Source organism: Paralimibaculum aggregatum (assembly GCF_030270585.1).
GTDB classification, from domain to species: domain Bacteria; phylum Pseudomonadota; class Alphaproteobacteria; order Rhodobacterales; family Rhodobacteraceae; genus Thermohalobaculum; species Thermohalobaculum aggregatum.
Genome location: NZ_BSYI01000037.1, coordinates 1 through 12,783 on the forward strand (window position 1 = coordinate 1; position 12,783 = coordinate 12,783).

The 12,783-nt window shown below is 65.8% G+C and carries 13 protein-coding genes and 1 pseudogene; 6 read left to right on the top strand and 8 right to left on the bottom strand.

Features of this window, described 5'->3' with window-relative positions:
* Nucleotides 1-163: 163 nt before the first annotated feature.
* Entirely contained in the window at nucleotides 164-616 is a 453-nt protein-coding gene (locus tag QSJ97_RS18420) for an ester cyclase (protein ID WP_285673526.1), read from the top strand.
* Between the two features lie 65 nt (nucleotides 617-681).
* Here the strand turns inward: QSJ97_RS18420 and QSJ97_RS18425 are convergent, their stop codons facing one another.
* Nucleotides 682-1,398 carry a winged helix-turn-helix transcriptional regulator gene (locus QSJ97_RS18425; RefSeq protein ID WP_285673527.1) on the bottom strand — a complete coding sequence of 239 codons (717 nt, stop codon included), beginning with the start codon at nucleotides 1,396-1,398 and terminating at the stop codon, nucleotides 682-684.
* 145 nt (nucleotides 1,399-1,543) lie between these two features.
* Here QSJ97_RS18425 and QSJ97_RS18430 point away from each other — a divergent pair, with 145 nt between their 5' ends.
* Both QSJ97_RS18430 and QSJ97_RS18435 read left to right on the top strand, forming a co-directional pair.
* Nucleotides 1,544-2,077, top strand: coding sequence for an OsmC family protein (locus QSJ97_RS18430; protein WP_285673528.1), 534 nt, complete (start codon nucleotides 1,544-1,546; stop codon nucleotides 2,075-2,077).
* Entirely contained in the window at nucleotides 2,077-2,904 is an 828-nt protein-coding gene (locus tag QSJ97_RS18435; RefSeq protein ID WP_285673529.1) for a class I SAM-dependent methyltransferase, read from the top strand. Before QSJ97_RS18430 ends, QSJ97_RS18435 begins: the two co-directional genes overlap by 1 nt.
* A 139-nt stretch (nucleotides 2,905-3,043) precedes the next feature.
* Here the strand turns inward: QSJ97_RS18435 and QSJ97_RS18440 are convergent, their stop codons facing one another.
* Nucleotides 3,044-3,487: a lipocalin-like domain-containing protein gene (locus tag QSJ97_RS18440; protein ID WP_285673530.1), complete on the bottom strand. Its 444-nt coding sequence runs from the start codon at nucleotides 3,485-3,487 to the stop codon at nucleotides 3,044-3,046.
* Between the two features lie 250 nt (nucleotides 3,488-3,737).
* Here QSJ97_RS18440 and QSJ97_RS18445 point away from each other — a divergent pair, with 250 nt between their 5' ends.
* The gene (locus QSJ97_RS18445; protein WP_285673531.1) at nucleotides 3,738-5,189 is read left to right on the top strand and encodes a GntP family permease; all 1,452 of its coding nucleotides are present in this window, start codon (nucleotides 3,738-3,740) and stop codon (nucleotides 5,187-5,189) included.
* Nucleotides 5,190-5,340: 151 nt separating this feature from the next.
* On the opposite strand, the gene QSJ97_RS18450 is transcribed toward QSJ97_RS18445, so the two are convergent.
* From QSJ97_RS18450 to QSJ97_RS18460, 3 genes are all read right to left on the bottom strand, one after another.
* Complete coding sequence (locus QSJ97_RS18450; RefSeq protein ID WP_285673532.1) at nucleotides 5,341-6,345, bottom strand: hypothetical protein; 1,005 nt, start codon at nucleotides 6,343-6,345, stop codon at nucleotides 5,341-5,343.
* Nucleotides 6,346-6,510: 165 nt separating this feature from the next.
* Nucleotides 6,511-7,389 (bottom strand): LysR substrate-binding domain-containing protein, encoded by an 879-nt coding sequence (locus QSJ97_RS18455; RefSeq protein WP_285673533.1) that lies wholly within the window; start codon nucleotides 7,387-7,389, stop codon nucleotides 6,511-6,513.
* Nucleotides 7,390-7,546: 157 nt separating this feature from the next.
* On the bottom strand, nucleotides 7,547-8,104 hold the full coding sequence (locus QSJ97_RS18460; protein ID WP_285673534.1) for a hypothetical protein: 558 nt from the start codon (nucleotides 8,102-8,104) through the stop codon (nucleotides 7,547-7,549).
* 427 nt (nucleotides 8,105-8,531) lie between these two features.
* Here QSJ97_RS18460 and QSJ97_RS18465 point away from each other — a divergent pair, with 427 nt between their 5' ends.
* Both QSJ97_RS18465 and QSJ97_RS18470 read left to right on the top strand, forming a co-directional pair.
* Entirely contained in the window at nucleotides 8,532-9,137 is a 606-nt protein-coding gene (locus tag QSJ97_RS18465; protein WP_285673535.1) for a tyrosine-type recombinase/integrase, read from the top strand.
* Nucleotides 9,138-9,196: 59 nt separating this feature from the next.
* The gene (locus tag QSJ97_RS18470; protein WP_352231112.1) at nucleotides 9,197-9,364 is read left to right on the top strand and encodes a WGR domain-containing protein; all 168 of its coding nucleotides are present in this window, start codon (nucleotides 9,197-9,199) and stop codon (nucleotides 9,362-9,364) included.
* A 123-nt stretch (nucleotides 9,365-9,487) separates the two neighbouring features.
* Here QSJ97_RS18470 and QSJ97_RS18475 read toward each other — a convergent pair.
* From QSJ97_RS18475 to QSJ97_RS18485, 3 genes and pseudogenes are all read right to left on the bottom strand, one after another.
* Nucleotides 9,488-10,309: pseudogene (locus tag QSJ97_RS18475) on the bottom strand (IS3 family transposase); the annotation flags it as partial.
* The gene (locus QSJ97_RS18480; RefSeq protein ID WP_285673537.1) at nucleotides 10,237-10,587 is read right to left on the bottom strand and encodes a transposase; all 351 of its coding nucleotides are present in this window, start codon (nucleotides 10,585-10,587) and stop codon (nucleotides 10,237-10,239) included. The pseudogene QSJ97_RS18475 and the gene QSJ97_RS18480, both read right to left, overlap by 73 nt.
* 575 nt (nucleotides 10,588-11,162) lie before the next feature.
* Nucleotides 11,163-12,503: a tetratricopeptide repeat protein gene (locus QSJ97_RS18485; RefSeq protein WP_285673538.1), complete on the bottom strand. Its 1,341-nt coding sequence runs from the start codon at nucleotides 12,501-12,503 to the stop codon at nucleotides 11,163-11,165.
* Between the last annotated feature and the right edge of the window lie 280 nt (nucleotides 12,504-12,783).

Sequence of the window (12,783 nt, forward strand, 5' to 3'; positions counted from 1 at the left end):
ATCCGCAATATGGGCTCCGAGCGCAGCATCCGTCGCGATGGGAAGTGGAGCCGCTGCAAGGCGCGGCTCGAACCGATGGCCCGTCTGGATTGGCCTTTGGCCTGGCGCCATGGCGAAGGCCTGTTATCGTTGAAGAACATGGGACCCTGTAAGGTTGCAGCCAATGGACGAGCAAGAATTGGATCTTGGGGGCATGAAGCTGTCGACCCAGAAGGAAATGGTCCGCATCTTTTACAAGGAGTTGTGGGATCGCGCAGACAAGACCCTGATACCAGAGTTATTCCACGCCGATTTCACCTTTCGCGGTTCACTGGGCCCCGTCCTCGTCGGGCACGACGGTTTCGCAGGATATGTCGATCTGGTGACCACGACGTTCGCGTCCTACACGACCGACATTCTGTCCATGATCGAAGAGGGCTCATACGTCAGCGGCAAAATGCGCTTCCATGGTTACCATCGCCGGGAACTGTTCGGCGTTCCTCCGAGCGGACGGCACGTGTGGTGGATCGGAATGCCGATCTTTACCTTCGATCAGGGTAAGATCCGGGACCTGTACGTGCTGGGCGACGTGCACGGTTTGATTACGCGGATGACCAGTGCGGAGCGAGCGATTTGAGAACGGGACCTCTTCGCCGATCTCAACGCCTTCTGGGCCGCTGTGGAAGATGGCCGCTTGCCGGGCTAGCCGCGCCTCTCCTGCACAGCTGCGGGACTGCGCTTCTCGATGACAGCGAAGCTGCTGCGCGTCAGCCATTTGGTAAGGGTCCTGGCCATCAGCTCATGCCCCGAGAGCGTGATCCGCTCCGCCTCGATCTCCTGCACGAAGCTCGAATGCCCCATCCAGGCCGAGGTGAGCGCGCGCAGCTCGCAGACCACGTAGAGATCCACGTCGTGTTTGGGATCGGTGTAGCAAAGGTCGGTCTCTTCGCCGGGCTTCGCCACCAGCCAGTAGTTGGCAGTCTCGTTCGGCGGATCGTTGAGGATGAACTGGATGACGCTCTTGCGCTTGGGCAGCTGCAGGAGGTCGATCTTGCCGCGGATCTTCCACATCAGGAGGCGGGCATCGAGGTCCTGCAGCGAGACCTCGCAGTCGATGTTGCGATGCGCCCATTCGCCGAGGGCACGAATATGGGGCTCGAGCTCGTCGGCAAGCGGGGTGGTGAGGTATTCCGTATGGCCGCCTGCACCCGGGCGACGGATCACGAGGCCGTTCGCCTCCATCTCCTTGAGGCGCTTCGACAAAAGCCCCGGCGACATCCCCGGCACGCCGCGCTGGATCTCGTTGAACCGGGTCGAGCCGGACCACATCTCGCAGAGCATCAGCATGGTCCAGCGCGGCTCCAGCAGGCTGGCGGCCATCGCGACGGGGCAGAACCTCGGGTAGGTCGAGTCTGACATGGCGTTTCCTCCTGGACGGATCTCAGCACCGGCGGCCGCCTGCGTCCACTTCAGAAAGTGTAGCGGGTTTGCTGCATTTGCTGAACTGGCGGGCCGGGCGGCCCGGATGCGAGCGTCCCCTCCAGCAAGTCGGAGGAAGGACCAGATGCCCAGAGAGATCGACGCCAGAGACATCCACGCCCGGGAGGGGCAGCTGCGCGCCATCGCGGTGTTCGAGCGGCGGCCCGAGCAGGCGCGCGTCACCAATCGCGGGAAGGCCGAGGTTCGCGAGGGCCTCACCTGCACCTATGAGCAGGACGGCCACGCGGTGACCATCGACATGCCCGGCGCCGTCGGGGGCGGGGACCTCGGCCCCTCGCCGGGCTATTTCGGGAGAGCGGCGATCTGCAGCTGCCTCGCGATCGGCATCAAGATGACCGCGCTACGGGAGGGTCTGCACATCGCCTCGGTGCGGGTCGAGATCGCGCAGGACTTCGACAACCGCGGCGTTCTGGCCATGCCGGGCGCGCGCTCCGCTCCGGGAGAGACCCGGGTATCGATCGGGATCGTCAGCCTTGAGGAGGGTGCCAGGATCCGCGCGATGATCGACAGGGCGCTTGCGCACGACCCCTGGTTCCTCGCCTATCGCGATGCCCAGCCCGTGACGATGGCCGTCTCGATCGCCGCGGAGGCGATGTGATGGACGCCCGGCTGCAACTGCGCGTTCAGCGCTATGGCTGGGATGCCGCCGCGCCGTATTATCACGCGGGCTGGCAGGCGCAGCTTCGCCCGGCCCATGACCGGCTGTTGGACGTCGCGGCCGCGAAGCCGGGCCAGAAAGTCCTCGAGACCGCCTGCGGCAGCGGCCTGGTCACCCTGCGGCTTGCCGAGCAGGTGGGAGCGGAGGGGCATGTCCTCGCCACCGACCTCTCGGAGCGGATGGTTGCCGATCTGCGCTCGCGGCTTGCGGAGGCGGGGGTGGCCAATGTCGAGACCGCCCGGATGGCGGCGGAGGCGCTCGATGTCCCGAGCGGCGCCTTCGACGCCGCAATCTGCGCGCTCGGGCTCATGTACACGCCCGACGCGGCCGCGGCGGTGGCGGAGATGGGGCGCGTCGTGCGACCGGGCGGGACCGTTGCCGCGACGGTCTGGGGCGAGCGGCGCAACTGCGGCTGGGCCGAGGTCTTTCCCATCGTCGATGCGCGCGTGGCATCCGAGGTCTGCCCGCTGTTCTTCGGTACAGGGGCGCCGGGGGCCCTGGCGCGGCTTTTCGAGGCGGCGGGGCTCGAGGAGGTGCGCGAACACCGGCAATCAGAGCTGCTTGCCTTCCGGTCCGAGCGGGAGGTCACGGATGCGGTCCTGCTCGGCGGCCCGGTCGCCCTGGCCGTCAAGCGCTTCGAGGCGGAGGTCTGGGACGCGGTGCGCCGGGAGTTCCTGTCCTCGGTCTCCACCTGCCGGGCGCCCGATGGGAGCTACCGGATCCCCGGCGAGTTCGTCACCGTGGTGGGCCGGAGACCCATCGACTGATGCGCATGCTTCGGGTCTGGGCAATAATTGGAAGGACACCCTGCTATGGCATTGGCTTTCAAGCTTCGAAAGCTTGATGTCAGGCGGTTGGTTCCAGTGGTAGTCCGCTGTCCGGCCGCGGAAGCACATGCCACAAAGTTTACATATTCGGACTGTCCGAGACCTTTATGAACTCCATGCGGTAGATCACTTCCTCACCGGTCGCCGGATCGATCCCTGGAGCGCCACTGATCGTCAAACGATCCCCATCCAACGTGAACGGGCGCGTCAGCAGGCCCTGCCAATTCGGGTTCCAAGAGCCGTCGACGTCATGTAAGACGCGGTCGTCCTCAAGCGTGTACGATGCGACATAGGCCAGCATGTCGTCAAACAGCTGCGCTTTCTCGGGCACGGTCCAGCCCTCGGCCTTCGGCGGATGCCGATCCCGGCGAAACACCGTTGCCATCATACGACCGTCTCGATGATAGGCGATATACCCGATGGGATAAGGACCGAGCGCGTCGGTTGTCTCGCCCGTCTCTACCGACGTGCGGGTCCATGCCTCCATGCGCCACGACCCAATCAGCGCGCTGGGATCTTTCATTTTCTCTCCCTCCATCACCCACTGAAGCCCCGGAATGATGCCCGTAAAGTCCCCGCTGTGCGACACAAACCCTCGGGGAATCGGACCCTTTGGGAAATTCCGGAAGAACGGCGGATGTCGGCTCGGTGAACCGCCGCATCAGGTATCCCGATTCCGGCTTCGACCATGGCGAACGACGGGGACTTGCCAGGCTTGTGCTGCGTTTGCGAATGTCATGTCGCAATGCAGCATGGTAGCGGAGGCAGGCACCTTGGGCGTTCTTGGCATACTCATCCCCCTGGCCCTCCTCATCTACCTCGCGTTCCGTGGTGTCACATTGATCTTTCTGGCGCCGGTGATGGCGGTTCTCGCCGCGGCCCTGAGCGGAGGCCTGCCTGTCCTTGCCAGCTATACACAGATCTTCATGGAGGGTCTGGGCGGCTTCGTCGTCGCCTTCTTTCCACTGTTCCTGCTCGGCGCGATCTTCGGGAGGCTGATGGACGACAGCGGCGCGGCGGCTGCGATCTCGAATGCCATCACCGAAAGGCTCGGGCGCGACCGCGCCGTGCTTTCGGTGGTCCTCTGCTGTGCGGTCCTGACCTATGGCGGGGTCTCGCTCTTTGTCGTCGCCTTCGCGGTCTTTCCAGTTGCGGCCGCGCTGTTCCGCGACGCGGCGATCCCGAAGCGGATCATCCCGGCGGCGCTGGCGCTCGGTGCTTTCACGTTCACCATGTCCGCCCTGCCGGGAACGCCGGCGATCCAGAACGCGATCCCGATGCCGTTCTTCGGGACCACGGCCTTCGCGGCTCCAGGCCTCGGGATAATCGCGGGAACGATCATGCTCGTGCTCGGGGTCGCCTGGCTCGAGCGCCGGGCGGCTGCGGCCCGGTCAGCCGGAGAGGGCTACGGCGCGCATGAGGATTCGGTTCCCCCTCCCGGCGTCCGGACCCTCGAGGGCGCGCGGCGTGACGGTCTCGACCTCAGGGACATCAAGCAGGAGCGGCGCCATGACCGGGACCTTCCGCCCCTCTCGCTCGCGGCCCTTCCGGTGGTCGTGGTCGTGGCGGTGAACCTGGCGTTTCTTCAGCTGGTAGCACCGCGCCTCGAGACGGGTTATCTCGCCACCCCGCTGTTCGGCGCGACGACGATCGAGGCGGTGCGCGGGCTCTGGTCGATCATCCTCGCCCTCTGCACTGCGATCCTCGTGCTGATCGCAACGAACCTGCCGCGCCTTGAGAGCCTCGGCGACAGCCTGAATGCCGGCGCGAACGCCGCGGTCATCCCGATCGCGAATACTGCGAGCCTCGTCGGCTTCGGCGCGGTGATTGCCGCGACGCCTGCCTTCGCGACGCTCGGCGAGTGGGTTCTGGGCCTTGGCCAGTCCAACCCGCTCCTGTCGCTTGCGGTGGCGGTCAATCTGCTCAGCGCCGTCACCGGATCAGCATCGGGCGGCATGACCATCGCGCTGGACACGCTCGGGCCGACCTATGTCGAGCTTGCCCGCCAGCAGGGGATCTCTTTCGAGGCGATGCACAGGGTGTCCTCCATCTCTTCGGGCGCGCTCGATGCGCTGCCGCACAACGGCGCCGTCATCACGGTGCTCGGCATCTGCAAGCTTGGCCACCGGGAGGCTTATGGCGACATCTTCGTGGTCGCCGTGGTCATCCCGATGCTTGCCCTGTCGACGATCCTGCTGCTTGCCACGGTTTTCGGGGCCTTCTGAGAAGCACCTCGAAGCCGCCCCACCTGCCGAAATCGCCACCTTCCGGTGTGGGCTCTTTCTGGAAGCATGACGCACGCCAAGGCTGCAGATTCGCCTTCCAGCCTGGGCGACATTGGAAGATTGCCCATCTCCTGCCCAGCCGGCTGGTGCATCAGGCGGCCTGAGACGCGCTTTGGCTGTTGGCCTCTTTGATGCGGGCGTAGGCCTGCTTCATCGCCCGCACATAGGCCGCGTATTCCCGCGACGCGGCGGCGAGCCCCCGGGTAGCGGCCTCCACCGATTTCTTGAGCTCGCCGGTCACGGACTTGTCCTGGCGGCGCAGCGTCTCCTTCTTGATCCAGTCGAGGGCCGAGCCTTTGTGCGACTGGAGCGAGAGCAGCAGGTTCTCCGCCTTGTCGAGCCCGAAGCTCGGCGCGGTCTTCTGCACTGCCACCGCTACCGCCTTGTCGAGCTTGCCGACGCTGACCTCGGGTTTGTCGCGCCCGCCCTCCCAGGCGGTCATCAGCCGGTCGATCTCCCGGCGCGCCTTCTGCGCATTCAAGGCGACCGCGTCGGTCTCGGCGGGGATCTCTTTGAGCATCATGATCGAATGCTCGAGCTTGTCGCGCACCCGGGCGATCTCCTCGGGCGTCTCGTCCTTCTCGACCTTCTTGACGAGCTCCTCCTCGGTCTTCTTCTTGCTGGCCGCGATCTCCTTGCGCTCGCGCTCGGCTTCTTCGCGGCGGCGGGCCTCCTCCTCGCGCTTCTGGCGTTCGAGTTCGCGGCGCTCCGCCTTGACCTCGGCGATCAGCTCCCCGCCGCCGCCGTTCGCGAGCTTCTGCGCGACCTTGTAGTATCGCTGGATAAACTTCTTGTACTCGAGGCAGAACTCCTTGCTGTGCTTCTGCAGGCGGCCGCATTTGGTGGACGCGCGATATATGGCGCCCTCGAGATCAGTCAGCGCGAAGACGATCTCCGACATGTTCTCGATCGGCGCCTTGGAGGGATCGCCGCTCTGCGGCAGGCCGAGCTTCTCGAGCTTGTCGAGTTCCTTGGCGACCCCGTTGCCCCGGCAGGCGCCGGCGCGATACTCGCGCCAGAACTTGGTGCGAAACCCCTTCACGCGGATCTCTTTCTTGATCTTCTCGATGTTGCTGTCGGTGAGCTTGGTCGCCATGGGAGGGCCTCCTTTGCCACGGTTTGGCGAGGGCGCCCGGTCGGGACGAGGGCGGCTCGCTCTGCCTTGAGTCCCATGTTGGGAGGAGCGCATATTATTCCTATCGAAAAATCATAAGCTGGACTTATATTGTTGCGCCGGCCGCCCACCACCTCGCGCCGGCGCTCAGCGCCGGCGCTGCTGCGCGACATCGCCGATGCAGGCGAAGACGGCGCGCACGAGCCGATTGCCCTGCTGCGCCTTCATGCTGACCACATGATCGGTGCTGATCTCCTCGAAGCCCGCGATGGGAATGCCGAGCGCGCGCGGATCCTCGTTGAGCTCGCAATCGAAGGCGAAGCCGATCCCGAGGCCGCGCACCACCGCCGCACAGACCGACTCGCGGCTGCCGAGCACCATCGTCGGCGCGATGTCGAGCCCGCGGCCCGCCAGCGCTTCGCCGAGCAGGCGCTGCGTGCTCGACCCGGTCTCGCGGAAGATCAGCGGCTCGCCGGCAAGATCCTCGAGCGCGAGCGCGCGGGCCGAGGCCAGCGGATGGGCTGAGGGCACGAGCGCCACGAGGCTGAGCCGCGCGAGCTCCTCGCGATAGGTTCGCGCATCCTCCGGGGAGTCGGCGATCACCGCAACGTCGATCCTCAGATCCAGAAGATCCGCCCAGATCTTCGCGGCGTTGCCGAGCTTGACCTCGACCAGGATGCCCGGATTGCGCCGGCGCAGCTCGCTGACGAGATCGAGCACGTTGAACGGCCCGTCGGAGCCGACCACAAGGGTCCCGCCCATGCCGCCGTCCGGGCCTCTCAGCGCCCGCTGGGCGTCATGCTCGGCGCGGAGCATCCGGTCCACCGCATCGAAGAGAACCTGCCCGTCCGGGCTCAGCTCCAGACGATGACCGCTGCGCCGGAAGATCGGCTTGTCGGTCATCTCTTCGATCTGACGCAGGTGCTGCGAGACCGCTGGCTGCGAGATATGCAAGCGATTGGCGCCCCCTTGTATCGTCCCCTCGAGAGCGACGGCATGGAACGCGCGCAGCCGGGCAATCGACATTGCCACCACCTTATGAATCTATCGCCACCACCTTATGAATCTTATGAATTCATAGGTACCTTTCCGAACTGGCGCCGACAAGTTTGAAGGGCGTGCAGCGCCGCGCAGTCTGGCGGATTCTGGAAGGCTCGCTACGAGACACTTTAGCTAATCAGGGCTATATGTCGGTCGTGCTTCCGGCGTTTCCGAGGATTTCGGAGGGCTCCGGCAGGTCGGCGAAGATGCAGTCGGCGAGCCAGGTGCTGATGTTGCGGGTCAGGGCCGGCGGGCCATGCACCTCGAACGAGCCGTCGGCCCTGGCCTGGCGATAGGTGATCCGGCCCATCCAGGCCTCGGTCATCGTCCGCACGCTGGTGGTGATGTAGATGTCCACCTCCTTGCCGGGATCGGCGGTGCAGATGTCGATCGCGTCGCCGCCCACGACGATCCACCAGTCCGGCATGTCGTCGACGTCGGTGAAGCGAAACCGGATCACCGCCCTGGCGTTCGGCAGCTTCTCCGGCCGGACGCTCCGCTCGAGATAGAGCATCAGCAGCTCGACATCGTAGTCGGTGTCCTCGAGGTTGCCGCGGGTCCAGTCCATCCCCCAGCGGCCGAGCGCCAGGAGGATCGGCAGGAGCTGCTTGCAGGCATCGGTCGGCAGATGACCCCGAAGCCGAAACCCCAGAACCTGACATCCATGACCGCGCCGCACCGCGAGCGCGCCAGACAGCATGGCCGCAGCCACACGACCATCATCCAGGGCACAATCCCCGCTCGGCACGCCAACTCTCGTGCATGAACCGGGCTAGCGCCAAAGCGCCGCGCCTTCTCTTCACCCTTCTGGCGCCCACGTTACGCGGCAGAACCGCAAGATTGATCGAGGCAGGCGGGTTCTCTCAATGCGCAACCTCGCGCTCATCCGGGCCGAGGCCCGCGGTCGGCCCTGAGCGCGCCGAGCGCCCCGAGGCCCGAGAGCAGGAGCGCCACCGGGGCCGGCAGCGGCCCTCCTCCTGTACAGGTCATACCGGAAGGCCCCCAAGCCCTCGATCTTCCAGAAAAGGTAATTCTGAAAGGGGTTTCCGGGCCGATTCCGCCCGAAAGATGGGGATAGTGACCTGATCGGACTTGCAGGTCTTCCGGTATTCTATGTTACTGGAAGCATGAGTGAAATTCGCCTCTTCGACAATCAAGGCCGGCGCAACTACCTCTCCGCCGAGGAGCGCGAGCGGTTCCTTGCCGCCAGCCGTCAGGCGCGGCCGGAGCTGCGCACCCTCTGCGACACCCTCGTCTTCACCGGCGCGCGGGTCTCCGAGGCGCTCGAGCTCACCCCTGCCCGGATCGACATGAGCGGGCAGCGGGTCATCATCCGCTCACTCAAGAAGCGCAAGGACAAGCTGGGCAATCAGATGATCGAGCACCGCGCGGTGCCGGTGCCGCCCGCGCTGCTCGACACGCTACAGGCCGCCCATGGCATCCGCCAGGCGCAGAAGCGCGGCGGCGCCAAGGCCGCGGCCCGGATCTGGCCCTGGACGCGCCAGCACGCGGCCGTGCTCATCAAGGGGGTGATGCCGGCGGCGCAAATCCTGGAGGGACTGCATCGCAAGGCGCACGGGCTCCGCCATGCCTACGGCGTTCACGCCATCGGCGCCGGGGTGCCGCTGAACCTGTTGCAGAAGTGGGGCATGCGGACATCTCCACCACGGCGATCTACGCCAATGCCCTCGGCCCGGAGGAGCAGGCCATCGCGGAAAAGGATGTGGGCATGACCCAGCTCGAGCTCTTCCCCACGAGCCTCCGGCTCACCCGGATCGACCCCGCGCAGAACATGCGCCGGTTCTGTCGCCTGGCGCTGCAGCCTGACCTCTTCGGCGGTTGCACGCTGATCCGCGAATGGGGCCGGATCGGCCGCGGCGGGCAGATGAAGCGCGAAGAGTTTGCGAGCGAGGGCCAGGCCGTCGATGCGCTCCTCGCCATGGATTGTCGAAAGGCCTGACGTGGATACGCACCTTGATGCCTTGGGTGAAAAAATCGGCCTGTCTCTGGACTGCGCCCCTGGGGCCGGACAGGTTGAGGCAGCGGTTTTGACCAGGGCCGGGCGGTTGATCTCCTCGTAGCGCGCGGGGCTCAAGTAGCCGAGCGCGGAGTGCAGGCGGGTTTCGTTGTAGACCTCCTCGATGAAACCGGGAAGGTGGGCGGCGACGTCCTCGAAGGTCTCGTAGCCGGCCACGTAGACCGCTTCGACCTTCAGCGTCGTCATGAAGCTCTCGGCCTGGGCGTTGTCATAGGGATTGCCGCGCCGGCCCATCGAACCGACGAAGCCATGGCGCTTCAGGAGCTTCCGGTGAGCCTTTGAGGCATAGACCGATCCGCGATCCGAGTGAAACACCGTGCCCGGCAGCGGCCTGCGGAAGGCGATCGCGGCCTTGAGCGCGGCGGTCACGAGGCGCGCATCGATCTTGCGATCGAGGGCATAGCCGACAATCCGGCGCGACCAGGCGTCCATGATGACGGCCAGATAGGCGAAGCCGGAGGCGAGTTCGACATAGGTGATGTCTGCGACCCAGAGATGATCGGGCGCGTGAACCTCGAAGCCCTTGGCGATGTTTGGAAAGACCGGGCCATCGTGGTTGCTGTCTGTGGTCGCGACGAACCGGCGCTTGCGCTTCGGCTGCAGACCCTGCTCGCGCATGATGCGCCGGACCTTCTTGGAGTTCACGATTGTGGATCGGTGCCGGAGCTCGGCGTCGACGCGCCGGTATCCGTAGGCGGGCGAGGCCGCGCAGATCGCCTTGATCTCATCGACGATCATCGCCTCGGCATGGGTCAGGTCGGGTTCGGCGTAGAAGGAGGAGCGTGAGACATCCATCAGCTCGCATCCTCGTTTGACGGAGATGCCACGGGGCCGGTGATCGCGGATGTAGCCGCGTTTCTCCGAAATCGTTTCGAGGCGAGAGCCCCTTTTAGAAACTCAATCTCGAGGGCTTGGCGGCCAACCATCCGCTCGAGCGCGGCGATCTTCGCCTGGGCCTCGTGATGCGTGTTGGCCGCCTCGATCTCCTCGTCGAACTCGCCGGCCTCGTACTTCTCTATCCAGACCCGGATCAGATGCCGGAAAATGTCATGCTCCTTCGATAGCGCGTTGAGCGCGGCGCCAGCGAGGTACTCCTCGACGACCTGGCGCTTGAAGGCGGTGCTGTGGCGTCTGTGTCTGCGCATGGGCTCTCATACTCCGAAAGCCCGACCTCAGGTGGGGAGTTCTCCTGCCTCAACCTGTCCGGCCCCAGGGGCGCAGTCCAGCGCCGTGGCGACGGCGACGACGGGAGGTGGCTCCTCGAGAAGACCCCAACCAATGCGGGCTCCCTTCACTGCAACATCTGGCGCGGTCCGGCTGTCGACCTCCTTACCCGCGACACTATCGCCGTCCTTCCGGTGACGGGATGGTGGCGCAGGCGAGCGCGAGGCGACGTTCGTATGCAGCGCACTCGCTATGCCCTGGTCGCCTCGATCAGAAGTGACAACACCGAGATAGACCTTCATACGCCAATCCGAATCGCCGTCGACAGCGTGATCGATGTCAAGATCGCGGTCTGACCCACGCTCTGGAATCTTCCAGTATGACCAGCAGGGAAGGGCTTTCGCGGCCCTCCGCTGCGCCAGGCGCTTCCAGAAAGGGCTCATCGTCTTCTCCTTCACGTTGCATCCGGGACGCATGGGATGGCGGCGGAGAAAGCCTTCGCTCCCTCCGCCCGGGATGTGGTCGGACTGAGATTGGCGGCGCCGGGCGCCGGCTCTCAGGCGGCGCGGGTCGGTGCCGGCTCCGCGGCTCGGGCGCGGTTCAGAAAGCGGCGGTTGACAGGGCTGTGCGGCTTGAGCGCGAGGCGCTCGCCCGCCAGCGCCTCGGCGCCGCCAGTGTTGCCGCCGCGCAGGAGCGCTTCGGTCAGGGTCCAGTCGATGATGTCACGCTGCGCATGACTGCCGCCGTAGCTGTTGGCGATGAACCGCGCGGCGTGAAGATGCTCGGCCGAATCGGCGTAGCGGCCCTGCCAGAAGGCCCGGAACCCCTCGATCAGCGGCAGGCCGGTCTCGCGCGCCCAGCCAGCCGTCTCGGTCCAGTCCGGCTCGGCGGAGCGGTAGGCTCCGACGATGCGGTCGACCTCGCCGCTCCGGTCGGCGCCGAGATAGGCCATGGCGGCATGCCAGTCGTTGAAGGGATAGAGCTTGCCGTCCGCATGGGCGTCCCAGGCTGCGGCGACCTCGTCCCAGCGCGGCCCGACATCGTGCCCCTCGAGATGCATCCGCCAGAGCAGCGCCGAGGCATCGACGAGATCGAGCGCGACCGGGCTGGCATCGCCTCGGATGCGGGCGTCGTAAAGCGCGATCACCTCGCCGGACTGGCCGAGATCGAGATGGTAGAGCGCCTTGTGCCACCAGTTGTGCACCTTGAAGAAATTGTCGTCGCCCGACCAGTGCGGCTCGCGCGTGTCCATCCAGGCGAGGCCGTCTTCCGTGCGCCCCTGCATCTCGAGCACATGCGCGACCGCGTGATGCGCCCAGCAGTCCAGGGGATCGCGGGCCACCGCCTCCCGGCCCATGGCCTCGGCCCGGGCATAGTCGCCCGTCTCTTCGAGCCCGAAGGCGTACATGCCGAGCAGGGCGGCGTACCCCGGCATGTCCTCCGACCATTTCGGCAGGGCGCGCGCCAGCCTGTCGCGCAGATTGCGCGCGTTGGCACGATAGAAATCCATCAGATGTCCTGCCTGGAGCCCCAGAAGATCGTGCGGGAACGCCATGTTGTGATGATCGAGCCGAAGTGCGGCCTCCGTCCAGTTGCCCGCCAGAAGACAGTCGAGCGCTGCGATATGCGAGCGCTCCCGGTCGGTGGCGGCGAGGAGCTTCGTCGTCGCCACAATGGCGCGCGCTTCCGCTGCCGCCTCGGGCTCGGTCGCAAGCGCGAAGAGATAGGCCTTGAGGATGTGCGCCATGGCGAAGTCCGGCGCCGCGGCGATGGCGCTGTCGGCCATGGCCACCGGGTCCCCGCGATAGATGTTGAAGGCGCGCAGGGCCGCGTCGAAATGCTCGGCTGCCTCTGACGAGGCGCCGGTAAGCGGATTGTTCTGCCGGTCGGAATGCATCGGTCTTCTCCTTGATCGCAACGGTCGTGCGCGTTGGCGCACCGGGAGCGCGACAAGCCCGCACCCTGCGGAGGCCGCGAAACCCTGGGCGCAGATCTATCCATCGGCACGTGCCAGGATCAGTGAACTCATTGGTCAGGCGGCCGAATTTCCTGCTTTCTGTTTTAAATCAGAGGCTTGTGAGAAAATTGCGCCACGCTGCGCCGGGTCCGGCAACGGGTTTGACCGTGCGGACCGCACCCGTGGTACAGTACCGGCGGTACAGTTGAAGGCCGAGGAG

What these genes read in the sequence shown, in the direction of transcription:
- QSJ97_RS18435 (WP_285673529.1), top strand. Translation starts at nt 2,077, where the DNA reads ATGGACGCCCGGCTGCAACTGCGCGTTCAGCGCTATGGCTGGGATGCC.
- QSJ97_RS18480 (WP_285673537.1), bottom strand. Translation starts at nt 10,587, where the DNA reads ATGCGCAGACACAGACGCCACAGCACCGCCTTCAAGCGCCAGGTCGTC.
- QSJ97_RS18460 (WP_285673534.1), bottom strand. Translation starts at nt 8,104, where the DNA reads ATGCTGTCTGGCGCGCTCGCGGTGCGGCGCGGTCATGGATGTCAGGTT.
- QSJ97_RS18430 (WP_285673528.1), top strand. Translation starts at nt 1,544, where the DNA reads ATGCCCAGAGAGATCGACGCCAGAGACATCCACGCCCGGGAGGGGCAG.
- QSJ97_RS18440 (WP_285673530.1), bottom strand. Translation starts at nt 3,487, where the DNA reads ATGAAAGATCCCAGCGCGCTGATTGGGTCGTGGCGCATGGAGGCATGG.
- QSJ97_RS18450 (WP_285673532.1), bottom strand. Translation starts at nt 6,345, where the DNA reads ATGGCGACCAAGCTCACCGACAGCAACATCGAGAAGATCAAGAAAGAG.
- QSJ97_RS18420 (WP_285673526.1), top strand. Translation starts at nt 164, where the DNA reads ATGGACGAGCAAGAATTGGATCTTGGGGGCATGAAGCTGTCGACCCAG.
- QSJ97_RS18485 (WP_285673538.1), bottom strand. Translation starts at nt 12,503, where the DNA reads ATGCATTCCGACCGGCAGAACAATCCGCTTACCGGCGCCTCGTCAGAG.
- QSJ97_RS18465 (WP_285673535.1), top strand. Translation starts at nt 8,532, where the DNA reads ATGAGTGAAATTCGCCTCTTCGACAATCAAGGCCGGCGCAACTACCTC.
- QSJ97_RS18455 (WP_285673533.1), bottom strand. Translation starts at nt 7,389, where the DNA reads ATGTCGATTGCCCGGCTGCGCGCGTTCCATGCCGTCGCTCTCGAGGGG.
- QSJ97_RS18470 (WP_352231112.1), top strand. Translation starts at nt 9,197, where the DNA reads ATGCGCCGGTTCTGTCGCCTGGCGCTGCAGCCTGACCTCTTCGGCGGT.
- QSJ97_RS18425 (WP_285673527.1), bottom strand. Translation starts at nt 1,398, where the DNA reads ATGTCAGACTCGACCTACCCGAGGTTCTGCCCCGTCGCGATGGCCGCC.